Here is a 20,605-nt window from a genome sequence, read left to right on the forward strand (position 1 = left end):
GACAGTGGTCCTACGGTATGTGGCCCTTTTAACTTAAGTAACTTCTATAACATAACGGTCGCATAACAGTATTTTGAATGATCGGATACCGGTTAGCAGGTCAAAGGAGCGAATTATCGCAACATGGGGCAGCGCCGAGTCTGCTAGGGAAAGGACCCGATGTCCGAAGGGTTATCTGGTCCATGCCTCGTGAACCGGTGCAGCGCCATACGTCGAGGCCGGATAGCCGCGCGATCATCAGTACTTTCGTATGCGGGGTGATTGTGCCAGCGTCGGCCGTTCGCGTCTTCAGTACCCGGCTACAGTCCGTCGAGGGTGGAGGCGGAGTCGGCGGTGGCGTTCAGCTCCGCTTCGCGGGCGGCGTTGCGCCGGGCGCGGCGCTTGTCGTTGAGCAGGCACAGGCCGATGGCGGCGAAGAAGAGCACGAGCATGGGCACGGCAAGGTAGAACATGCTCACCGCGTCGGCGCCCGGCGCGGCCATGGCGGCGAAGAGGCAGACGAGGAACACGGTGATGCGCCAGGCCTTGAGGATCTGCCGACCCGAGATCAGCCCGACGAGGTTCAGCCCGAACAGCACCACCGGGAGCAGGAACGCGATCCCGAAGGCGAGCATCAGGCGCAGGATGAAGGTGATGAACACCGACACCGTGATGATGTTGGTGAACCCTCCCGGAGTGAAGTCCGTCAGGACCCTCACCGCGTTGGGCAGGACCAGCCAGGCGAGGTAGATGCCGGCCAGGAACAGAGGGACGGCAACCGCGATGAACGACAGGGAGATCCGCCGTTCCTTGGCGTGCAGCCCGGGCGTGATGAACGCCCACAGCTGGTACAGCCAGACCGGACTGGAGATGATCAGCCCCAGGAACACCGAGACCTGGATGAGCAGGTCGAACGGGGAGGCGACGGCGTCGAAGTTCAGGGCCGCACTGCGGCCCTCCCGCTCGTTGAGCTCCTTAATGGGCGCCGCGAGGGCTTCAAGGACTGGGTTGTAGATGAAGAAGCCGACCACCGTGCCGGCGACCACCGCCAGGCCCGACTTGAACAACCGGATGCGTGCTTCGCGCAGGTGTTCCTTGAGAGCCATCCGCCCTTCGGGGTTGGCCTTGCGCCCTCGGGTCCGTGCCAAAGCGAGATGAACTTGAAGTTATCTGGATGTGAAGGGGGTCCCGTTTTCTTTTTGGCCGGCTGTCGGGTGTTGATTGGGATGGTTGGTTGTGCCCAGAATGGGCTGATTCAGCGCAGGGTTGGACGCGTGGGGCTCCTGGGGTTCGCTTGAGGTATGCAGTCCGGCGGAGTTCGACGTCCCACTAACTTCTGGCTCGTTTTCATCCTTCATCTGCTTTACTTCGGACTTGAAGATGCGCAGCGATTGACCGACGCTGCGCGCTATACCGGGAAGTTTCGGAGCACCAAAGAGGACAATCGCAAGAACGATGATGACGACAATTTGCCAGCCTTCGGGTCTCATGCTGAACTTCCTTTCACGGTGTTATCAGTGTTACACGGCATCATCTCTTAAACATCGGGATTTCTCTCGTTCATCCAAATACTTTCGCGATCGTCCTCTCGGTGATCACTTCGAGGCATGACGTTCGCCAATCAGTCCCGTGGTGCGCCTGACGCGAGGACTTTTTGGCTAATTCGTCGGCGCGGGCAAGGATTTGAGGGCCGCTGGTTCCATCCCGTAACCCGAAGGAAAAATTCTTTGAGAGCAGGTGTTTTGCCTGAGTCTGGCCTGGTTGCAAGAGGCCGACGTGCTGCTGGGGACACAACGCCGCTGCCGTGCCAAGCCGTGGGCTGACATGTGAAAAAAATCTTTGAATGAATCCTAGAGGTGAGGCTCACCTCTAGAATGCCAATTATGGTGTCGGGTAGTTGGAAACAGTGCGCTATAGCGGTGCCCCCGGACTTCGATGTGCTTCCCTGACCGTTCTCTTAGCCGTGTGGCTCGGCGTTGCGCTGATCAAACTCAGATTTGAACCGCACGATCGGGAAGCCGACCGCCCACGGAATGGAGACGACAATGACAAAAGTTGGAAATGCTGCCCGCGTCTGAATAACTCTCGCCGCCATGACGCTGACGGCCGAGCGGGACCGGGATCTCGTGGAGCGGATGCTGAAGTCCTCATGGCGGCGCCTTAATCTCTCAAGAGGGGCAGGGTGACACCCCTGGGTGTCTTCAGCAGCACCGCCTCGGCGTCTCGAGATCTCTCCAACCACATCGCTCAATTCCTCCGAGGCTTGAGCGGCTTCCGACCCCAATTGCACCCTCAATTGTGATAAGCCTCCAACCGGCCAGGACCCGCGGCCGGCGGTAAAATTACCCTCGGATGAGGTGGTTGGCATGGTGCTTGGCTCGTTCCGCCGAATGGTTCTAGCTGTTGGAACATCGCTTGTCCTCTTGTCTGGGTTCGTAACCGTCGCACCGCCGGTTCACGCCGCACCCCTCTATGGCCATGATGTGTCCTGGCCTCAGTGTCCGTCCTCCGTCGGCGGGTTCGGTCTGCCTCTGCCCCCGGTCTCCACCCAGTTCGTCATTATCGGGCTGACGAAGGGTCTGCCGTTCACCGAGAATCCTTGTCTGGCAAGCCAGGTCAACTGGGCCAGAAGCAACAACAAGAAGACCCATGGTTACGCAATGGCTGCGTTTCCCACCGCAGCGCAGTTGAGTACGTATGGTGCCCGGGGACCGTGGACTGCCACCACCCGGGCCGCACAATTGTCCAACGTGGGCTACGCCGAGGCGAAGTTCGCCGTCGCCAGCATGAGCAGGGTCGGGTTCCGTCCGCCGGTCGTATGGATCGACGTCGAGCCGCGTCCGGCTCAACCGTGGCCGACGAATACCGCCGCTCAGCAGCGCGACAACCGGCTCATCATCGAGGGGTTGATGCGCGGCCTCCGTGACTCGGGGTTCTCCTATGGGCTGTACTCCTATACGGCGGGCTGGGCCGACATCACGGGGTCGTGGCGGTTGCCCGGGGTGCCGGTGTGGGCCACCGCCGGGAGGCTCGACTATCCGGGCGAAGCGCTGGATCGGTGCCGGCAACCCAGCTTCTCCGGCGGCCGGGTGTACCTCTCTCAGTGGTACGACGACACACGGGACTACGATCTGACGTGCGAACCGTACTCCTTCACGCCCTTAGCCGTCCCGGCCTCGACCCTCTCGCGGTCCACCGCCGACGTCGACGGTGACTGGAATAACGACCTGCTGGCCCGGGTGACTGCAACCGGAGATCTCCGGCTGTATCGGGGGACGGGGAACGGTACGTTGGGGGGCGGTGTGCGCATCGGAGGGGGCTGGGCTTCGATGAACGCGCTCGAGACACCGGGAGATTTCAATGGGGATGGGAAGGCCGATGTGCTGGCCCGTGAGCGGGCGACCGGGACCCTCTGGCTGTATCCCGGGAACGGGGCCGGCGGATGGCTGCCGCGGCTACGGCTGGGCAGTAACTGGAACACCATGAATTCCATCGTGGGACCAGGCGATTTCAACGGAGACCAGTTTGTCGATGTTCTCGCCCGTGAGCGGGCGACCGGGACCCTCTGGCTGTACCGGGGGAACGGCACCGGCGGATGGTTGCCGCGGGTGCCGGTGGGAGGTAACTGGAACACTATGAATGCCCTCGTGGGGCCGGGGGACTTCAACGGCGACGGACAGGTGGACCTCCTGGCGCGCGAAGCTGCGACTGGATTCCTCTGGCTGTATCCAGGTAACGGCAAGGGCGGGTGGCTGCCACGCGCCCGGGTGGGATACGGGTGGAACGTCCTGACCGCCCTGATGAGTCCGGGGGATTTGAATGGTGACCGTGCCGCCGATGTGGTGGGACGGGACAGTCAGGGCAACCTGCGGCTTTATCTGGGCAATGGCTCAGGGGGATGGCTGCCCCGGGTGCAGATCGGCAGCGGGTGGAACGGGCTCAACTCGATCTTCTGACCTTCAACACAGTTCCAACGCACTGACCGTTGCGAGACACTCGCCGGTGGCCACCCCGGCAGCCTTGCCTGCGTTCCGGAGGTTCTTGACGGCCGCGACTGCTGCCGCCGGTGAGAAGCCCGGGCCTGAGCCGACGCGGACTTCTCATCTCCGGCGGGCTGCGCCCGTGACTTCAGGGTTTGGCGTAGTCCGCGAAACCCTGCCAGTCAATGATCACGCAGGGTTCGTCTCCCAGGACCCAGGCGTCGTGCCCGGGCGCCATGGTGGCAAAGTCGCCTGGCCCGTACTCCATCTCTTCGCCGTCGTTCATGACGACCTTCATCCGGCCGGACACGAAATAGCCCATGTGGGCGGCCTGACAGCTGTCGGTTTTGGCGATCGGCTTGACGTGTTCGGACCAGCGCCAGCCTGGATTGAACGTGGCGCGGCCCACGGCGCCCTCTTCCAGGTTGACGAGCTGAAGCTGGCCCGTACCGCCCTCGAAGGGACGCGTCTCCTCGGGCGAATCGAGGCTTTTTCGAACTAGCCCTGGCATTTTGACCTCCTGTGGATCGAACTGCTCGTTGGTGTGGTGTAGGTTCCGGTAGCTGCTCTCTGGTGATGTTCACCTCCTCGGATGGGAGTGAAATTCGGCTGACGGGGCCCGCTGGGGAAGGGCCGTCCATGCACCGGGATACTGTCAGTAGGTATAGACCCGGCCGTCCCTTCCTGCCTAGGGCACATAGTCCCCGAATCACCTCTGCCCGGTGCGGCTTCATGGCTGACCGACGACCGCGTGTTCCCGTCCCTCACTCGACCCGAACCTGCCCATGTTGAAGAGACTTGCAGGATCCTCGTCCGGCTGAAGCTCTCGATGGCGCCGCCTGTGTCGCCCCGCCAGGAGAAAAGCACCCTCCGGAGCCGGCGGGAGTTGAGCGAGGCTACCTCCGGATCGAACCTCTAACATCAGGGAGGAAGGTGCCGCGTGCGGTCTGTCCAGACCGGGGGCGGCGGAAGAGTAGGGAGGCCGTATGCCCGAAGGAGACAGTGTCTTCCGGCTCGCGGCGCGGTTAAGGAAGTCGCTCGACGGCCGCACGCTAAAGCGCGGGGAGCTCCGAGTCCCCGCACACGCCACGGATACCCTGGACGGCGCGCAGGTGAAAGAGCATGTGACGCACGGCAAGCACCTGCTGACCCGGTTCGAAGGCGGCCTCACACTGCACACCCACCTGCGGATGCATGGGTCGTGGACCGTCACCGCGCCGGGCCGAAAGCTTCCCCGCACACTGCTTCCGGACGCGCGCGTGATCCTCGAGGTCGACGGCGGTCCGACGGCGTACGGTATGCACCTGCCCGTCGTCGATCTCCTCCCCACGGGTGCGGAGGGCGACGTTGTCGGGCACCTTGGCCCTGACCCTTTGAGAAACGACTGGTCCGCGCAGGAAGCGGTCCGGCGGCTTCATCAGGATCCGGAGCGACGCGTCGCCGCTGCCCTCCTCGACCAGCGGAACATCGCCGGGTTCGGCAACCTCTGGGCGAACGAGCTCTGCTTCCTGCGCGGCGTCCACCCGGATACCCCGGTGGGCGAGGTCAACGTCCCCGCCATGGTCGACCTGGGAGCACGCTGCCTGCGCTTCTCCGCCACGCAGGCCCACCAGGTCACCACCGGCAGTCTGCGACGGGGTGAGAAGCACTGGGTGGCGGGGCGGGCCGGCAGGCCGTGCCTGCGCTGCGGGACGACGATCCTCGTTCGGGCCGAAGTGGCGGGCGATCCGGGCCGCCGTCGCACCTGGTGGTGCCCGCGCTGCCAACCGCCCATGTCCGTCAGCTGAGGACTGTCGGGCCAGCGGGTTTCAGCGCTCCTCGAGCCCCCACGGCGACCCGTAACCGGCCGGCGCGTCGGCGGCCAGCAGCTCGAGGAACGGCCGGGCGTCGAAGGCCTCGGGCCCGAGCACGCCCGTGCCCTGCCAGGTCCCGTTCGCCAGCAGCTCCAGCGTAATCACCGGATTCACCGCGGTCTGCCACACCACCGCCTGCGATCCGTACTCCGCCATCGACCACTCGTTGTCCACGACGTGGTAGAGGTATACCGCCCGGGGCTCACCGTTCCGGCCGATCCCCGTCACGTACACGCCGGCGCAGGTCTTGCCCGTCATCCGGTCGCCGAGGGTCGCCGGATCGGGGAGCGCCGCTGCGACGACGTCGCGCGGTGCCACGGCGACGCCCTTGACCATCAGCGGCTCGGTGGAGTCGAGACCCAGCTTGTGCAGGGTCTTGAGCACGCCGATGAACTCATCCCCCAGGCCGTACTTGAAGGTCACCCTGCGGGCCTTGGTCCAGCGCGGCATGAGGATGACCTCCTCGTGTTCAACGTTGACGCACTCCACCTCCCCAATCCCCCCGGGAAACCGGAAGACCTCCGGGTCGCTGAACGGCTCGGTGGTGTACCAGCCGACCCCGCGCTCGAAGACCACCGGCGGGTTCAGGCACTCCTCGATGGTGGTCCAGATGGAGAAGGACGGAGCGAACGCCGGCTCGCCGTCCGCCCCCGCGACGACGAGGTTGGCCCCGTCGCGCACCGCCAGCTCGTCGATCGAGGAGAACAGCTCGTCCTCCGCGTAGCGCGCGAAGACATCCGACAGCCCCGGCTCCACCCCCATCCCGACCAGGGCGAGCCGTCCGGCGTCCTCCCACTGCTGCGCGTACGCGAACTGCTCGTCGCCGAGCATCACCCCGGTCTTCGCGTACGGCTCCTCCGGGTGCCGGACCGACAGGCTCATCGCCATGTCCAGATAGGTGGCTCCCGCCGCGAAGCAGCCGTGAAAGATAGGCATCACGAATCGGGGATCAACGGCGTTGAGCACGTGGGTGATGCCATGCTCACGCACCAGCGCGGCGACCGCCTCCGCCGACGACGCGTCCACCTGCGCGGCCGCCAGGCGGCCGTCGTCGAGCGAATCCACCAGGGCCTGCGGCCGTGCGGGGTCGTAGTCGGCCACCACCAGCAGCTCGAAGAATGGGCGCCGGACGGCGATCCGCACCGCGGCGGACCCGACGCCGCCGGCACCGACGATGAGGATGCGCATCAGGCCAGGCCACCGTCGACCGAGCGCCTATAGGTGTCGGGGGAGTCCGGCACCAGGACGGGCGTATCGGCGTTCAGGCTCTCGCCGCGGAAGAACGGCTGGGATCCCTTCCGGGTCCGCCAGGCCAGCATCAACACCAGACCGAGGGCGAGGGCGCCGATGCCGACGACGAAGGTGCCTCCGACGCCGAGGAGCACGCTGTACCCGTAGTCGACGTCGAGCATGTCGATCGCCGACCGGATGAACGCTGCCGTCAGCATCAATGCGCCCAGGAGGGGGAGCAGGAACCGGAGGACGAAGTTGCGCCGGGAGGTGAAGAGGTCCCGGCGGAAGTACCATACGCAGGCGTACCCGGTGATGGCGTAGTAGAAGGCGATGGCCAGGCCGAGGGACAGGATCGAGTCGGCGAGGATGTTCTCACTGACGATGGTCATCACCACGTAGAAGGCGACGGCGGCGATCCCCATCACCAGGGTGGAGAAGGACGGCGTCCGGAAACGGTCGTGCACCGTGCTGAACCGTCGGGGGAGCGCCCGGTAGACGGCCATCGAGAGGGTGCCGCGCGCGGTCGGCAGGATGGTGGTCTGGGTGGAGGAGACCGCCGAAACGAGCACCGCTACCACCAGCAGCCAGGCGGCCGGGCCCAGCACGGCGTCCTTGAGTGCGAAGAACACGTCCTCGGCATTGACCTCGTTCCCCAGCCCGGTACCTTCCTCGCCCACCCCGGCGTACATCATCGCCGCCACGGTGACCCCGACGTAGGTGATGAGCAGCAGCACGGTGGTGACCAGCGCGGCCAGGCCCGGGATGCGGCGGGCATCACGGGTCTCCTCGTTCAGCGCCAGGCAGGTGTCCCAGCCCCAGTAGATAAACAGGGCCAGCAGGACGGCCTCGGTGAACCCTGCGACGCTGTCGAACGCGAAGGGGTTGAACCAGTCGAGCGACGGCGCCGTGGCGTTTTCGGCGGTGCCGTTGGCCACCCCGATGAGGGCGAACACCACGAACAGCGCGAGCGCCAGGTACTGGACCGCCAGGAGGACGTTCTGCAGCTTCGCGCCGATTTCGACGCCGCGGTAGCTGACCAGGGTCATCAGCGCGATGAAGAAGACGCCGGTGGCGGTGACCAAAAAGGAATTTTCGGCGAGTGAGCCGTCGCCCACCAGAAGCCACAGGTAGAGCCCGGCGATCTGGGCAAGATTGGCCAGCACGATGATGCCGGCGACCGCCACCCCCCAGCCCGCCATCCAGCCCACCCACGGGCCGAACGCCTTAGTGGCCCAGGTGAAGGAGGTGCCGCAGTCGGGGACGTCCCGGTTGAGCTCCCGGTAGGCGAAGGCGATGAACAGCATCGGGATGAACGCCAGGATGAAGGCGATCGGAGCCTGCGCGCCGACCGCGAGGACCACGAAGCCAAGCGATGCCGCCAGCGAGTACGCGGGCGCGGTCGATGCCAGCCCAATGACCACCGACCCCCACACGCCCAGGGTCCCGGCCGCGAGTCCCTTCCCCTCACCCGACGGCGTGCCCTGAGCATCTCTTCCAGTCGCAGTGGAACTCATCGTGCGCCTCCGCTGTCCGGCTGGCCGACCTCATTGTCGGCCGCAAACGATGTGACGCCCCTCACTATACTGACTAGTCGGTTTCTGTCACGGCCCTTTTTGGGCGTGGCGGAGGCAGGGCATGCCGGTACCCCTTGCAGCGCAGCCCTGCAGCGCAGGGGAGTGCCGCAAAGAGTTGTGCGCGCGCCTCAGTCCACGAATTCCGACTGGGTCTCGATGAAGTCCCAGTCGCCGGGGGAGAGAGTCGTCCCGCTGAGGTCGGGTCCGCCGACCTCACTCACGGCACGGGCGGCGTCGGGATCGATCGCCGACGCCCGGAGGTTCTCGCGGAACCATTCCTTCGGCATGACGTCCAGAAGGACCCACCACTGTTCGATGCGTAGCTCTGCCATGACTGTGCCCCTGACGACGTGGACTGTCCCTCAACGGTAGGCGCGTTGTATCCGCCCTACAAGGGCATGCGCCGTCCCGCCGCCTACATGACCTGCCGGCATCTCGCCCGGCCCACGCAATGCCCGGAGAGTGTTCCGCGCCGCCGCTCATTCCCGGCCGGCCACCGCTACACGCATTCGAAACTCCGCTGCTCGAACTGGAATTCGCCGTTCGCAGACACCTATGCGTGGGGCTGCAGAACCAGTTTCCCCGTCCACGCTCCTGTGCGGAGGATGTCGAGGCCGCGGCTCAGGGAGACGCGGTCTCCGATGTTGGTGTGCAGGCGACCGGTTGCGGCGAGGTGGATGAGGAATTCGAAGTCGGGCCGGAGGTCCGGTCCGCCCTCCTCCGGCATGAAGAAGGTGCGGATGGTTCGTCCGGATCCTCCCCAATCGCCTTGAAGATCAGTTGCGCTCAGGACAACGTCCTCGCCGCTCGCTCGTCCTACCGAGACGAGGGTTCCATTGGATGCCAGCAGGGCGAAGGCATCCCTGAGGGCGGATCCTCCTACGTTGTCGATGACGCCATCGAATGTGCCAAAGTCTGTGCCGATCACGGCGGAGGTGGAGGTGGCACCGAGGTCACGAAGGAGCGGAAATGCCTGTTCGTCGCGGGCTACCGCAGTGATCTCCGCAGCGCCGGAGGCGGCCGCCAGCTGCACTGCGATCTTGCCCACTGCCCCGGTTGCCCCGGTAATCAGGACTCGACGGCCGAGCGTCGGGCCCAGTGCCCGGAGAGCCCGCAGCGCTGACGCCCCGGCGAGCGGCACCGTTGCGGCAGTGTCAAAATCCAGGTGGTCGGGTATGACGGCGAGCTGGGCACCCGGAACAGCGGCATACTCCGCCCAGGCGCCGCCCATCGCTAGTCCCGCCACCCGCGTACCGGCAGGAGGGCTTGAGCCGTCCGAAGCGGGTACCTCGATGGTGCCGGCCAGTTCGTACCCGATGACGGCCCCGTGGGGTGCCTGTGCGGCGAAGTGCAGGTCCGTGGGATTCACGGCCGCGGCCGACACCCGCACGAGCGCCTCGGATGCCAGAGGTACGGGCGTGGTTGTGGCAAGACGGATGCCGCCTGGGGCGTCCCGGTCAACAATAAGTGAGTTCATGCCCTGAATTTTGGCACACTGTGCCAATTGGCACAATGTGCCATAATGAGGCCATGACAACAGTTCAGGTCGCACCGGGCCGCCGGCTGACGAAAAGGCAGCAGACACGGACCGCCATCGTGGACGCAGTCCTGCACTTCGGCAGCACCCGGGGTCTTGACGCGACGACCGTGCGTGAGATCGCCGACGAGGCCGGCATCGGAGCGCGGACCTTTTTTCGGTTCTTTTCTTCGAAGGAAGAGGCTGTCATTGCCCTGGATGAGGACTTCTTCACGGCGATCCTCGAGGCACTGAATGAGCAGGCGGAAGGATTGTCGCTTGGTGAATTCTTTTTGGGCGCCTTCGAGGCCGCCGCTGCCCAGTTCGACCAGGCATGGTGGACACGCTTCGCCGGCGGGTCACGACTGGCGGCGGCCAGTCCGACGGTCAGCGGAATAGCGCTGAATTTGTGCGGAGTCACGGCTGCGCGGTGCGCCGATGCCCTCCGGCCATCGTTCAGCACAATCGCACAGTACGAATTCGACCTGGCGCTCGATGGCATTTTGAACGCCTGGCGACGGGCCCGGGAGGCCTGGCTGGACTCCGGGAACCTCGACCCCGCCGCATTTCACGCACTGTTTCGGCGCAACCTTCATTTCCTGGAGACCACGCCACTTCTCAAGGTTCGCGCGACCGCCTCCGGCTGACGGACTTTTGGCGAGGCGCCCCATCGCCCTCCCTCTGTCGCGACCATCCGACTCGTCCCGATGATCCTGAAGCGCGCAAGCGATCGCGCGAGAATCGACAGCTATAGGAGCGTCAAGTTCACCTACCGAAACTGCAGAGATTCCGTACATTTTCTGCCCCCAATTCTCCGTGGAATGCGGCAGTACGCCAGGAGTTTCGGTACGGCCCCCAACGCGGCGCTCGCCAGGTGGATTGCGCCGCTCGATTGGAAAAGATCCGGGCAATGCCGTTATCAACGGGCACAATTCGGCGGCACCGCTTTCCACATGGCGACCCTACGCGTAACTACTGGGACACACTCCCAAAAACCAAGTAGTGGCTCGAAGGATTCGAGTAGGGACGACACCGAATTTGAACCGGGCCCTGCAAATGGCGTGAAGTACCGTCGCCGGAACGGCGCGGTTTAGTGGGGGTTATCGGAAAAGAAAAAGCGCCGCCACCGCCGGATCAGTCGACCGAAATGGCAGGACGCTATGACAGCAGTTCGACCACTACCACGACCCACGACCTCCCCATCCATCGACGCACCGCGCCGCAGCCGCCGGGCACCGGTCTTCTCCCGCCTGCTCCGGTTCACCAGCCCGCGGGGGCCCGCCACCGCCAAGAGCGCTTCAGCCCTGCTGCTGGCCACGACCTTCTCACTGGTGGCCATCGGGCTCATCATGGTGCTGTCCGCCTCCTCCTTCGCCCTGGCCGCACAGGGACAGTCGCCCTACGGGACGTTCCTGCGGCAGGGTCTGTGGTGCGCCCTCGGGCTGATCGCCCTCCTGGTCTTCGCGCGGATCCCGCTTCGGCTCTACCGCAGGCTCTCCCGGGTGGCGCTGCTTAGCTCCTTTGCCCTGGCGGTGCTCGTCTTCACGCCACTGGGCGTGGAGGTGAACGGCAACCGGAACTGGATCGCCATCGGGTCGATGACAATCCAGCCCTCGGAGTTCCTCAAGTTCAGCCTGATCCTCTGGGGCGCCGGAGTCCTCACCGACCGCGCGAACCTCGCGCGCAACCCGCGGCACGGGGTGGTGCCGGTCCTCCTGGCGTCAGGAATTGCACTCTGCCTGGTGCTGGCAGGCAGGGACCTTGGAACGGCGCTGATTCTCGCGCCCGTGGTCGGCGGCCTCTTTTTCTTCACCGGCGCCCGGCTCCGCTCCCTGATGCTTGGTGCCGGCGTCGTCCTGTTCGCCGTCATCATCGCGGTCCTCTCAAGCCCGAACCGCCTGAAGCGGATTCTCGTCTGGCTCGACCCCTCCGGGGCCGGGGCCGCCGAGGGCCTGGGCTACCAGGGTGCCCACGCCGTCTACGCGCTCGCCGGCGGCGGAGTCTTCGGGGTGGGTCTCGGGCAGAGCCGCCAGAAGGTCCACTGGATTCCCGAGGCCCACAATGACTTCATCTTCGCCGTTCTTGGGGAGGAACTCGGCCTGGCCGGTGCCACCCTGGTCCTGATCCTGTTCGCCACGCTGGCCGTCGCGATCGTCCGGATCGCATGCCTGGCCGGCAACCCGTACGCCATCTGCCTCTGCGGCTCGGCGCTGGTCTGGGTGCTGGGCCAGGCGGTGGTGAACATCGCCGTGGTCACGGGTCTGATTCCGGTGGTGGGGATTCCCCTTCCCTTCATCTCCTACGGCGGTTCGTCGATCATCGCGCTGCTGGCTCTGGTGGGCGTCCTGCTTTCCTGCCTGCGCACGTCCGGGACCACCCGGGACGCGGTCGGCTCCGGCTGAGCGGCAGGTCCTACCGCTGCCACTCGGGCGGGTCGGCGCCCCACGGCCGTGCCGGAAACGGCCAGTCCACCGGTCCGTCCTCGAAGGCCACCGCCGGCAGGGCGGTGGTGATGCCCTCCGCGCTCACCGCAACCGTCGGCGGCCCGGCCTCCGCACGGGGCAGCAGCGGCCGGGAGTCCCGCAGCAGCCCGGCCGCGATCCCGGCCAGGGAGGACTCCAAGAGCCAGGTGCCGCCGTCGTCCTGCTGACGGCGCAGGGCGGAGAGCACACCGGCGGCCAGGAGGTAGCCGGCTGCGTGGTCAAGAGCCTGCGCGGGCAGCACGCCGGGACGGACGCCGTCGGGGGACTCGCGCATCGCGATGCCGCTGACCGCCTGCACAATGCTGTCAAAACCGCGCCGCTGCGCCCATGGGCCGGTGCCGCCCCAGGCGCTGAGCCGCGCCAGGAGAATGCCGGGGCGCTCCCCGGCCAGGGCTGCAGGCTCGAGCCCGAACCGGTCGAGGGCACCGGGCCGGTAACCGGTGACGACGACGTGCGCGCCGTCGAGCAGGTGCCGGAAGGTGCGGCCGTCGGCCGGCAGGGAGAGATCGAGCAGGGCGGTGTGCTTCCCCGCCCCGGTGTCGAGGTGCTGGACGGCCATCTCCGGAAGCGCCGGGCTGTCGATCCGCAGGACGTCGGCCCCCAGCAGGGCCAGGGTACGGGTGGCGACCGGGCCGGCGATCACCCGGGTGAGGTCCAGGATCCGCAGTCCCTGCAGCGGGGCCGCTGCGGTGGCGTCTGGGGAGCCCCGGAAGCGGGCGGGCGCCGTGCCCAGCCGGGTCAGCGCCAGCGGCGGCGCGTCGGCCGGGCCGCCCCCGTCGGCCAGGCCCTGCCCGGCCGGCCGGACCGCGGCGGCGATGCCGCCCGCCGCGTACACCCGGTCCTCGATGTCCCGGGCCGCGGCGGAGCGGATGCGGGCCGTGAGGTCGTCCGGCCCGGAGCCGGCTGCCAGATCCAGTGCGGCGAGGAGGCGCCCGCGGTGGTGCGGGTAGTTCGCGTGGGTCCGCACCCACCCGTCGGCGGCCTCCCAGAACCCTGATAGCGGCGCCCAAAGGTCGGGGCTGTCACCCCGGATCCGCAGGTGGCGCTCGCTGGTGAACGCCGTGGCGATCCGGCCGGCGTCGAGATGGACGGTCCGGGGGCCGCCGCGGGGGAGCAGGGAGTCGGTCCAGAGCGCGGCGGCGAGGGAGGCCGCGGCGACGGCGTCCCGGGCCAGGCGCGGTACGTTCAGGGCCGAGGCCAGGGCCGGCTCGCCGCCGGGCGGCACGCGCTGCAGCGCCGCGGGATCCTCCCCGAGCGCCGACCAGGCGCGGGCCAGCAGGGAGGCGCCCTCCCCGCCGGTGTTCATGCCGGCTGCTCGGCCGCGTCGGGGGCCACCAGGGTGCAGCAGGTTTCGGGCGGTCCGTGGAAGGTGCGGCGGTAGGCGGCGGGGCTGACGCCCAGTACCCGGTGGAAGTGCTGGCGCAGCAGCACAGCCTGGCCGAAGCCGCTCCTGCGGGCGATGGAGTCGATGCCCAGGTGGGTCTCCTCGAGCAGCAGCTGCGCCCGCTGGACGCGCTGGGCGGTGATCCATGCCGCCGGGGTGGCCCCGGTGACCGCCCGGAACCGCCGTGCGAAGGTCCGCTCCGACATGTGTACCCGCCGCGCGAGGACCGGGACGGAGAGCTCCTCCTCGAGGTTGGCGCTGAGCCACACCAGGAGTTCCTCGATCGGATTCCCGCTTGAGGCGGGGATGGGCCGCTCGATGTACTGGGCCTGCCCGCCGTCCCGGTGCGGGGGCACCACCATGCCCCGGGCGACGGCGGCCGCGGCCCGAGCCCCAAACTCCCGGCGGATCAGGTGAAGGCTCGCATCGATCCCGGAGGCGGTGCCGGCGCTGGTCAGGATGTTGCCGTCCTGGACGTACAGCACGTTCTCGTCGACCGTCACCGCCGGGTACTGCTCCGCGAGCTGCCGGGCATGCGACCAGTGGGTCGTCGCCCGCCTGCCGTCGAGCAGCCCGGCCTCCGCCAGGGCGAAGGCCCCGGAGCACACCGAGAAGAGGCGCGCGCCGCGGCGGTCGGCGGCCCGAAGGGCGTCGGCGACGGCGACGGGGAGGGGATCCCCGGAGTGGGAGGGAATCATGACGACGAGGTCCGCGTCCATGGTGGCGGACAGGTCGCGCTCGACGACGATGGAGAAGCCGGTCTCGGTCTCCAGGGTTCCCGGCACCGGGGTGCAGATGCGGAAATCGAAGGCCGGAAGGCCCACATCGAGCTTCGAACGGTCGACGCCGAAGACCTCGCAGATCACGCCGAACTCGAAGGGTGTGACGCCGGGAAGGACGATCAGGGCCACTGAAGTGAGCATGGTCACAGTATGGCAGGAATTCGACGAAAAGTGGCGTTCCTGCCACTATTTTTGGCGGTCCCCGAATCGCAGACTCAAGGCATGGACTTTCTTCTCACTTTCCCAGCCATTGCCGCCGTCGTCGTCGGCCTTTCCGGGCTCGGCCTGCTGCGGCTGATTCATTCCGACGGTTTCCACTCGGTTCCGCCGCCTCCCGGCCACGCTGCGTGGCGGGCCGGCACGCTGCCCAGCACTCCCTATGCCGGCGCCTTCCCCGACGCCGGCGTCTGACCCCATCCGAGAAGCTCAATGTCGAAGGAACTCCGATGCTGAATCAACCCACCGAATACTTCCTCCATCTCCATGCCGCGGAACAGTTCCGGTTCCTCGCCCAGGCCGAACACCGACGGAACGCGGAACGCAGGAGGGCCGGCACCGCCGACCCGCTGCGCCTGCGCCCGGCGCGTTCCTTCCGCCCGCAGTCCTGGGTGTTGGACCTTCTCCAGCGCCTGGGGTTCCTCCGGCCACCGGTGCGGGCAGGGAGGAGTGGCGCCGAACTGTTGACCGCGCAGATGCGGCCGGCGGCCCCCGACTGCTGCCCCTGACCCGTTGGCCCAACCGCCCCCGGTGGCGGCTGCTTCTTCCGTCCGGCCTCACCGAGCATTTCGCACACGTCCTGCACCTGCCTGGTGCTGTTTTCAGTACCTTCACGGACAGCGGTTCGACGGCGTCCTCATCCTCGGACAGCCGCTCTTCGAGGGTCAGCTTTCCGCGCTTGTAGTGGAAAACCTTGGGAAATCCTGCCTTTCTCAGTGCTGCGGCATCGAGTTTCACCCGGGTCTTGTACTGAACCTCCTGGACATCGCCGGAGGTGACGTCGACGTCGGAGCCGCCACCTGATTGAACAAAGGGCATTCCGGCCATCCGGCCCGGAGAGCCGGGCCCGTCGCCGGGGGCTCCACCGACCGGTGCCGGACCCGGGCAGCCAGCACCTGGACGGGATCCCGCGGTGCGGATGACGTAGGCTGGACTCACCATGGCAGCCACCGATTTTTCCGCAGAGATCCGCGCACTGCGCGCCAAGTACACCTCGATCGAACAGGTTTCCGACGTCGAAGGGATCCGCAAGGACATTGCGGAGCTCAGCGAGGAGGCCGGCGCCCCGGACCTGTGGGACGACCCGGCCGCGGCGCAGAAGATCACCTCCAAGCTCTCCCACCGGCAGTCCGCTCTCGAGCGCCTCGAAACGCTTCAGACCCGGATCGATGATCTGGAGATCATGGTCGAACTCGGGCAGGCCGAGGACGACGAGGACACCCTGGCAGAGGCCGAAAAGGAGCTTGTGTCGCTGGGGAAGGCCCTTGACCAGCTCGAGATCGTGACCCTGCTCGCCGGTGAGTGGGACGAGCGTGAAGCCGTCGTCACCATCCGCTCGGGCGCCGGGGGAGTGGACGCCGCAGACTTCGCCGAGATGCTGCTGCGCATGTACCTGCGCTGGGCCGAACGCCACGGCTACCCCACCCAGGTCCTCGACACCTCCTACGCCGAGGAGGCCGGGCTGAAGTCAGCGACCTTCGAGGTGAAGGCCCCCTACGCCTTCGGGACGCTCTCGGTGGAAGCGGGGACGCACCGCCTGGTGAGGATCAGCCCCTTTGACAACCAGGGCCGCCGCCAAACCTCCTTCGCGGCCGTCGAGGTCATCCCGCTCATCGAGCAGACCGACGTTATCGAGGTGCCGGACAACGACATCCGGGTCGACGTCTTCCGCTCCTCCGGGCCCGGCGGCCAGTCCGTCAACACCACCGACTCGGCGGTGCGCCTGACCCACCTTCCCACCGGGCTTGTCGTCTCCATGCAGAACGAGAAGTCCCAGATCCAGAACCGCGCCGCCGCCATGCGCGTGCTCCAGTCGCGGCTGCTGCTGCTCAAGAAGGAGCAGGAGGACGCCGAGAAGAAGGCCTTCGCCGGCGACGTCAAGGCCTCGTGGGGCGACCAGATGCGCTCCTACGTCCTGAACCCGTACCAGATGGTCAAGGACCTCCGGACCGAGCACGAGGTGGGCAACACCTCGGCCGTGTTCGACGGCGAGATCGACGACTTTATCGACGCCGGCATCCGCTGGCGCACGAACAACCGCAACGCCGACGCCCAGTAGGCTCACCGCGTAGGCACCCCGCGGCCGCACGCCGTACGCCGGGTCCGTACAGTGCCACCGAACCGCGGGCAGGTTCCCTGCGCCTCTTTCCTGCCTGAGCCGCCAATTTCCTCAACAGGCGGGCAGGCGGTGCCCTATATTAGGCAGCATGAACGCTGCTTCGCGGGGTGCGGCGGTCCCGTTTCGGGTGGTGTTCAAACAACAACTTTCACTTCCGACACACGGTGCGGCTTTCCCGGAAGGCAAACAGGCGTGGCTATAGTCGAGGAGCCGGTCCTTCCTTCCTCCAGCAAATGCCCGTGAACCGGCTGGACACAATGGGCGCAGAGTAGTCATGATCCGATTCGAAAACGTCACCAAGGTGTACGACGCCAAGTCGCGCCCCGCACTCGATTCGGTCTCCCTCGAGGTGGACCGGTCCGAGTTTGTGTTCCTCGTCGGGGCCTCGGGCTCGGGTAAGTCGACCTTCATCCGCCTCGTGCTCAAGGAGGACAGTGCCTCCCGCGGCGCCGTCTACGTCGCCGGCCAGAACGTGGCCAACATTCCGAGCTGGCGCGTGCCCCGGCTCCGGCGCGGCATCGGGGTCGTCTTCCAGGACTTCCGCCTGCTGCCCAACAAGACGGTCTTCGCCAACGTCGCCTTCGCCATGCAGGTCATCGGCAAGAGCCGCGCGGTCATCCGCGAGACCGTCCCCGAGGTGCTCAAGACCGTGGGCCTCGAAGGCAAGAACAACCGCATGCCCCACGAACTCTCCGGCGGTGAGCAGCAGCGCGTGGCGATCGCCCGCGCCATCGTGAACCGTCCCGGCATCCTCCTCGCGGACGAGCCGACCGGAAACCTCGACCCCACCACCTCAATGGGCATCATGAAGGTGCTCGACCGCATCAACTCCAACGGCACCACCGTGGTCATGGCCACCCACGACGACGACATCGTAAACACCATGCGCAAGCGGGTCGTCGAGCTGCGCAACGGCGCGGTGGTGCGCGATGACGCCCAGGGCATCTACATCGGCGAGACGGAGGCGGTGGCCGAATGAGGCTCGCGTTCATCCTTTCCGAAATCGGCTCCGGGCTCCGCCGGAACCTCTCAATGGTCATCTCCGTCATCCTGGTCACCTTTATCTCCCTGACCTTCGTCGGCGCGGCCGGACTGCTGCAGCTGCAGATCAACCAGATGAAGGGCTACTGGTACGACCGCGTGCAGGTGGCCGTGTTCCTGTGCGTGGAGAACTCGACCTCGCCCAGCTGCGCCGCCGGCCCGGTCACCGAGGAGCAGCGGGACACCATCCGCGCCATGCTCGAGTCGGAGGCCTTCACCCCCTACGTCGCGTCGGTCGAATACGAATCCCAGGACGAGGCGCTGGGGCACTTCAAGGACCAGTTCGCCAACTCCCCGATCGTCGATTCGGTCACCGCGGATCAGCTCCCCGAGTCCTTCCGGGTGAACCTCGTCGACCCCGAGAAGTACGAGGTCATCAACGAGGCATTCTCCTCCCTGCCCGGCGTCGACATCGTCAGCGACCAGCGGGAGCTGCTCGAAAAGGTCTTTTCCGTCATGAACCGCGCCTCACTAGGGGCTTTACTGGTTGCGGGGGTGATGACAGTGTGTGCAATACTCCTCATAGCGACTACCATCCGGCTGTCGGCATTCAGCCGACGGCGGGAAACCGGGATCATGAGGCTGGTCGGAGCCTCAAAGGCAGTGATTCAGCTGCCTTTCATCCTGGAAGGGGTAATCGCCGCTGTTGTCGGAGCTCTCTTGGCCTCCGGTGCGTTGTGGGGAATGTCCCGCTTCGTCATCGGCGGCTGGCTCGCCCGCGAGTATCCGGAGACGGCGTTCATTTCGGATCAGCAGGTTCTCCTGCTGGTTCCGGCGCTTATCCTTCTGGGCGCGCTGCTGGCTGGGGTCTCATCACTCCTGACCCTGCGGCGCTACGTGAAGGTTTAGGGCCGATTTGGCAGTACTAGGGGACAGGTACAATTCATGGATTTACGCTCGGTGCATCGGGGCCCTCGGCCCTTCTTCATCCGTACGACGGCGGGGGTTTCGATCGCGCTTGCGGCCGCCCTTGCCCTGGGCTTCGGTACGCCCGTCTTCGCCGACGACCTCGAGGACCGCAAGTCGGCCCTCGAGTCGGAAATCAGCGAAGTGCAGCAGTCCATCGAGTACCTCGATGAGGACATCACCGAAACCATCGCACAGCTGAAGGTGTACCAGGGGCAGCTCCCGGCGGCCCAGCAGGCCCTCGCCGATGCGCAGGGACGGGTTGAATCCGCGGCCAACGAGGTCAGCGCGCTGGCGATGCGCGTGCAGCTCGCCGAAGAAACCAAGACGAAGATCGCCGACCAGCTCGCCAAGGACAAGGCGGCCATCGAGGACACCCGCAAGGTGATCGGACAGATCGCCACCCAGGCCTACAAGAACGGCGGCGTCCCCTCGGACGTCTCCCTCATGCTCGGTGCCGACGGCGCCGAAAGCCTCACAAACTCCATGGACATGGTGGACCAGGCGCTGCGCGGACAGAACGCGGCCATGGACCGGCTCTCCCAGCAGAGCGCGACCAACGCCAACAGCCAGGCCCGCCTCACCGCCGTCGAGGCTGAAATCAAGGACCTGAAGTCCAAAGCCGAGGCCGCCCTCCAGGCCGAACAGGCGGCGCGGGACGCCGCCGCCACCGAGAAGGCCAAGGTCGACACGCTCATCGCCGACACCTCGACCCTCTCGGCGAAGCTCCAGAAGCAGAAGCCGATTATCGAAGCGCAGCTGGCCAGCGTTGAAGAGGCCCATGAGAAGGTGACGGCCGACATCGCCGAACGCCAGCGCCGTCTCCTCGAGGAAGCGCGCAAGGCCGAGGAGGCCCGGCTCAAGGCCGAGGCCGAGGAGCGGGCGCGGGTCGAAACCGAACGCCGCGTCGCGGCCGCCGCCGAGGCCGCCCGCGTTGAGAACGAACGCCGGGCCGCCGAGCAGCGGGCCGAGAACGAGCGCCGGGCCGCCGAGGCCGCCGCGCAGAACCGTCCGGCCCCCGCCCCAGTGGCACCCGCCCCGCCGGTGGCCCCTGCTCCGGTCGCCCCCGTCGCACCGGTCATCAAGCCGCCGGTCCTGGGAAACCCCTCCGACTTCAAGCTCATCGCGCCGGTCAACGGCCCGGTCAGCTCCGGCTTCGGCTGGCGCCCCACCCCGATCGGAACCATCGACTTCAACGGCACCGGCGGGTACACCCACACCGGGCTCGACTACGGGGTCGGCTGCGGCACCCCGCTGTACGCTCCGGCGTCGGGCGAGGTCTGGTACGCCGACTCCGATGCCCTCAAGGGCGCGGGAAACCGGATCGTGCTCAACCACGGGGTCCGGGCCGGAAATGCCCTGGCGACCAACTACTACCACCTGGCCAGCTTCAACGTATATCCGGGACAGCGGGTCAGCGCCGGGCAGCTCATCGGCTACACCGGGACCACCGGCAACTCCACCGGCTGCCACCTGCACTTCGAGGCGGTGCTCAACGGCAGCCTCGTGGATCCTTCGGGTCTCCTGTAGCCGTAGAAT

General features: G+C 66.7%; 19 protein-coding genes. 10 read left to right on the plus strand and 9 right to left on the minus strand.

From position 1 onward, the window contains the following. Positions 1-299 precede the first annotated feature (299 nt). Together tatC and tatA are read right to left on the minus strand one after the other, a co-directional pair. Positions 300-1,085 (minus strand): twin-arginine translocase subunit TatC, encoded by a 786-nt coding sequence (gene tatC, locus GVV86_RS09195; protein WP_201291416.1) that lies wholly within the window; start codon positions 1,083-1,085, stop codon positions 300-302. 60 nt (positions 1,086-1,145) lie between these two features. After that, positions 1,146-1,469, minus strand: coding sequence for a Sec-independent protein translocase subunit TatA (gene tatA / locus GVV86_RS09200; RefSeq protein ID WP_159802605.1), 324 nt, complete (start codon positions 1,467-1,469; stop codon positions 1,146-1,148). Between the two features lie 993 nt (positions 1,470-2,462). On the opposite strand from tatA, the gene GVV86_RS09205 reads away from it, so the two are divergent. After that, a complete protein-coding gene (locus tag GVV86_RS09205) occupies positions 2,463-3,935 on the plus strand; it encodes an FG-GAP-like repeat-containing protein (protein WP_246669931.1) in 1,473 nt (490 codons plus the stop codon). 172 nt (positions 3,936-4,107) lie between these two features. On the opposite strand, the gene GVV86_RS09210 is transcribed toward GVV86_RS09205, so the two are convergent. Continuing rightward, the gene (locus tag GVV86_RS09210; protein WP_159802607.1) at positions 4,108-4,470 is read right to left on the minus strand and encodes a cupin domain-containing protein; all 363 of its coding nucleotides are present in this window, start codon (positions 4,468-4,470) and stop codon (positions 4,108-4,110) included. Between the two features lie 475 nt (positions 4,471-4,945). Between GVV86_RS09210 and GVV86_RS09215 the strand changes: the two genes are divergently transcribed. Further along, positions 4,946-5,746 (plus strand): DNA-formamidopyrimidine glycosylase family protein, encoded by an 801-nt coding sequence (locus tag GVV86_RS09215; RefSeq protein ID WP_159802608.1) that lies wholly within the window; start codon positions 4,946-4,948, stop codon positions 5,744-5,746. 21 nt (positions 5,747-5,767) lie between these two features. On the opposite strand, the gene GVV86_RS09220 is transcribed toward GVV86_RS09215, so the two are convergent. From GVV86_RS09220 to GVV86_RS09235, 4 genes are all read right to left on the minus strand, one after another. After that, complete coding sequence (locus tag GVV86_RS09220) at positions 5,768-7,000, minus strand: saccharopine dehydrogenase family protein (protein ID WP_159802609.1); 1,233 nt, start codon at positions 6,998-7,000, stop codon at positions 5,768-5,770. Beyond that, positions 7,000-8,559, minus strand: a complete 1,560-nt coding sequence (locus GVV86_RS09225) for an APC family permease (RefSeq protein ID WP_159802610.1) — start codon at positions 8,557-8,559, stop codon at positions 7,000-7,002. Before GVV86_RS09225 ends, GVV86_RS09220 begins: the two co-directional genes overlap by 1 nt. Before the next feature lie 188 nt (positions 8,560-8,747). Then, positions 8,748-8,951: a hypothetical protein gene (locus tag GVV86_RS09230; RefSeq protein WP_159618117.1), complete on the minus strand. Its 204-nt coding sequence runs from the start codon at positions 8,949-8,951 to the stop codon at positions 8,748-8,750. A 221-nt stretch (positions 8,952-9,172) separates the two neighbouring features. Further along, positions 9,173-10,096 carry a zinc-binding dehydrogenase gene (locus tag GVV86_RS09235; RefSeq protein WP_159802611.1) on the minus strand — a complete coding sequence of 308 codons (924 nt, stop codon included), beginning with the start codon at positions 10,094-10,096 and terminating at the stop codon, positions 9,173-9,175. A gap of 119 nt (positions 10,097-10,215) precedes the next feature. Between GVV86_RS09235 and GVV86_RS09240 the strand changes: the two genes are divergently transcribed. Together GVV86_RS09240 and ftsW are read left to right on the plus strand one after the other, a co-directional pair. Beyond that, a complete protein-coding gene (locus tag GVV86_RS09240) occupies positions 10,216-10,782 on the plus strand; it encodes a TetR/AcrR family transcriptional regulator (RefSeq protein WP_159802612.1) in 567 nt (188 codons plus the stop codon). Positions 10,783-11,295: 513 nt separating this feature from the next. Then, the gene (gene ftsW / locus GVV86_RS09245) at positions 11,296-12,537 is read left to right on the plus strand and encodes a putative lipid II flippase FtsW (protein ID WP_159802613.1); all 1,242 of its coding nucleotides are present in this window, start codon (positions 11,296-11,298) and stop codon (positions 12,535-12,537) included. Between the two features lie 10 nt (positions 12,538-12,547). Here ftsW and GVV86_RS09250 read toward each other — a convergent pair whose 3' ends face one another. Together GVV86_RS09250 and GVV86_RS09255 are read right to left on the minus strand one after the other, a co-directional pair. Further along, positions 12,548-13,924 carry a CoA transferase gene (locus GVV86_RS09250; protein ID WP_159802614.1) on the minus strand — a complete coding sequence of 459 codons (1,377 nt, stop codon included), beginning with the start codon at positions 13,922-13,924 and terminating at the stop codon, positions 12,548-12,550. Next, positions 13,921-14,925, minus strand: a complete 1,005-nt coding sequence (locus GVV86_RS09255; protein WP_159802615.1) for a GlxA family transcriptional regulator — start codon at positions 14,923-14,925, stop codon at positions 13,921-13,923. The genes GVV86_RS09250 and GVV86_RS09255 overlap by 4 nt, the downstream gene beginning before the upstream one ends. Before the next feature lie 81 nt (positions 14,926-15,006). On the opposite strand from GVV86_RS09255, the gene GVV86_RS09260 reads away from it, so the two are divergent. From GVV86_RS09260 to GVV86_RS09285, 6 genes are all read left to right on the plus strand, one after another. Then, positions 15,007-15,195: a hypothetical protein gene (locus GVV86_RS09260; RefSeq protein WP_159802616.1), complete on the plus strand. Its 189-nt coding sequence runs from the start codon at positions 15,007-15,009 to the stop codon at positions 15,193-15,195. A gap of 35 nt (positions 15,196-15,230) precedes the next feature. Further along, complete coding sequence (locus tag GVV86_RS09265; protein ID WP_159802617.1) at positions 15,231-15,509, plus strand: hypothetical protein; 279 nt, start codon at positions 15,231-15,233, stop codon at positions 15,507-15,509. Positions 15,510-15,940: 431 nt separating this feature from the next. Further along, positions 15,941-17,059 carry a peptide chain release factor 2 gene (prfB, locus tag GVV86_RS09270; protein ID WP_133404987.1) on the plus strand — a complete coding sequence of 373 codons (1,119 nt, stop codon included), beginning with the start codon at positions 15,941-15,943 and terminating at the stop codon, positions 17,057-17,059. Between the two features lie 334 nt (positions 17,060-17,393). Beyond that, positions 17,394-18,098 carry a cell division ATP-binding protein FtsE gene (gene ftsE / locus GVV86_RS09275; RefSeq protein WP_120165134.1) on the plus strand — a complete coding sequence of 235 codons (705 nt, stop codon included), beginning with the start codon at positions 17,394-17,396 and terminating at the stop codon, positions 18,096-18,098. Then, positions 18,095-19,009 (plus strand): permease-like cell division protein FtsX, encoded by a 915-nt coding sequence (gene ftsX, locus GVV86_RS09280; RefSeq protein WP_159618132.1) that lies wholly within the window; start codon positions 18,095-18,097, stop codon positions 19,007-19,009. The genes ftsE and ftsX overlap by 4 nt, the downstream gene beginning before the upstream one ends. Before the next feature lie 36 nt (positions 19,010-19,045). Further along, the gene (locus tag GVV86_RS09285; RefSeq protein ID WP_159802618.1) at positions 19,046-20,596 is read left to right on the plus strand and encodes a M23 family metallopeptidase; all 1,551 of its coding nucleotides are present in this window, start codon (positions 19,046-19,048) and stop codon (positions 20,594-20,596) included. Positions 20,597-20,605 lie beyond the last annotated feature (9 nt).

The sequence above is a fragment of the Arthrobacter zhaoguopingii genome, from assembly GCF_009828595.1.
Lineage (GTDB): Bacteria > Actinomycetota > Actinomycetes > Actinomycetales > Micrococcaceae > Arthrobacter_D > Arthrobacter_D zhaoguopingii.

Excerpts from the sequence above, each read along its gene's own strand:
- GVV86_RS09260 (WP_159802616.1), top strand. The coding sequence starts at position 15,007 with ATGGACTTTCTTCTCACTTTCCCAGCCATTGCCGCCGTCGTCGTCGGC.
- GVV86_RS09235 (WP_159802611.1), bottom strand. The coding sequence starts at position 10,096 with ATGAACTCACTTATTGTTGACCGGGACGCCCCAGGCGGCATCCGTCTT.
- GVV86_RS09250 (WP_159802614.1), bottom strand. The coding sequence starts at position 13,924 with ATGAACACCGGCGGGGAGGGCGCCTCCCTGCTGGCCCGCGCCTGGTCG.
- GVV86_RS09285 (WP_159802618.1), top strand. The coding sequence starts at position 19,046 with ATGGATTTACGCTCGGTGCATCGGGGCCCTCGGCCCTTCTTCATCCGT.
- GVV86_RS09215 (WP_159802608.1), top strand. The coding sequence starts at position 4,946 with ATGCCCGAAGGAGACAGTGTCTTCCGGCTCGCGGCGCGGTTAAGGAAG.
- GVV86_RS09210 (WP_159802607.1), bottom strand. The coding sequence starts at position 4,470 with ATGCCAGGGCTAGTTCGAAAAAGCCTCGATTCGCCCGAGGAGACGCGT.
- GVV86_RS09265 (WP_159802617.1), top strand. The coding sequence starts at position 15,231 with ATGCTGAATCAACCCACCGAATACTTCCTCCATCTCCATGCCGCGGAA.
- tatA (WP_159802605.1), bottom strand. The coding sequence starts at position 1,469 with ATGAGACCCGAAGGCTGGCAAATTGTCGTCATCATCGTTCTTGCGATT.
- ftsX (WP_159618132.1), top strand. The coding sequence starts at position 18,095 with ATGAGGCTCGCGTTCATCCTTTCCGAAATCGGCTCCGGGCTCCGCCGG.
- GVV86_RS09255 (WP_159802615.1), bottom strand. The coding sequence starts at position 14,925 with ATGCTCACTTCAGTGGCCCTGATCGTCCTTCCCGGCGTCACACCCTTC.
- GVV86_RS09230 (WP_159618117.1), bottom strand. The coding sequence starts at position 8,951 with ATGGCAGAGCTACGCATCGAACAGTGGTGGGTCCTTCTGGACGTCATG.
- tatC (WP_201291416.1), bottom strand. The coding sequence starts at position 1,085 with ATGGCTCTCAAGGAACACCTGCGCGAAGCACGCATCCGGTTGTTCAAG.
- ftsE (WP_120165134.1), top strand. The coding sequence starts at position 17,394 with ATGATCCGATTCGAAAACGTCACCAAGGTGTACGACGCCAAGTCGCGC.
- ftsW (WP_159802613.1), top strand. The coding sequence starts at position 11,296 with ATGACAGCAGTTCGACCACTACCACGACCCACGACCTCCCCATCCATC.
- prfB (WP_133404987.1), top strand. The coding sequence starts at position 15,941 with ATGGCAGCCACCGATTTTTCCGCAGAGATCCGCGCACTGCGCGCCAAG.
- GVV86_RS09225 (WP_159802610.1), bottom strand. The coding sequence starts at position 8,559 with ATGAGTTCCACTGCGACTGGAAGAGATGCTCAGGGCACGCCGTCGGGT.
- GVV86_RS09220 (WP_159802609.1), bottom strand. The coding sequence starts at position 7,000 with ATGCGCATCCTCATCGTCGGTGCCGGCGGCGTCGGGTCCGCCGCGGTG.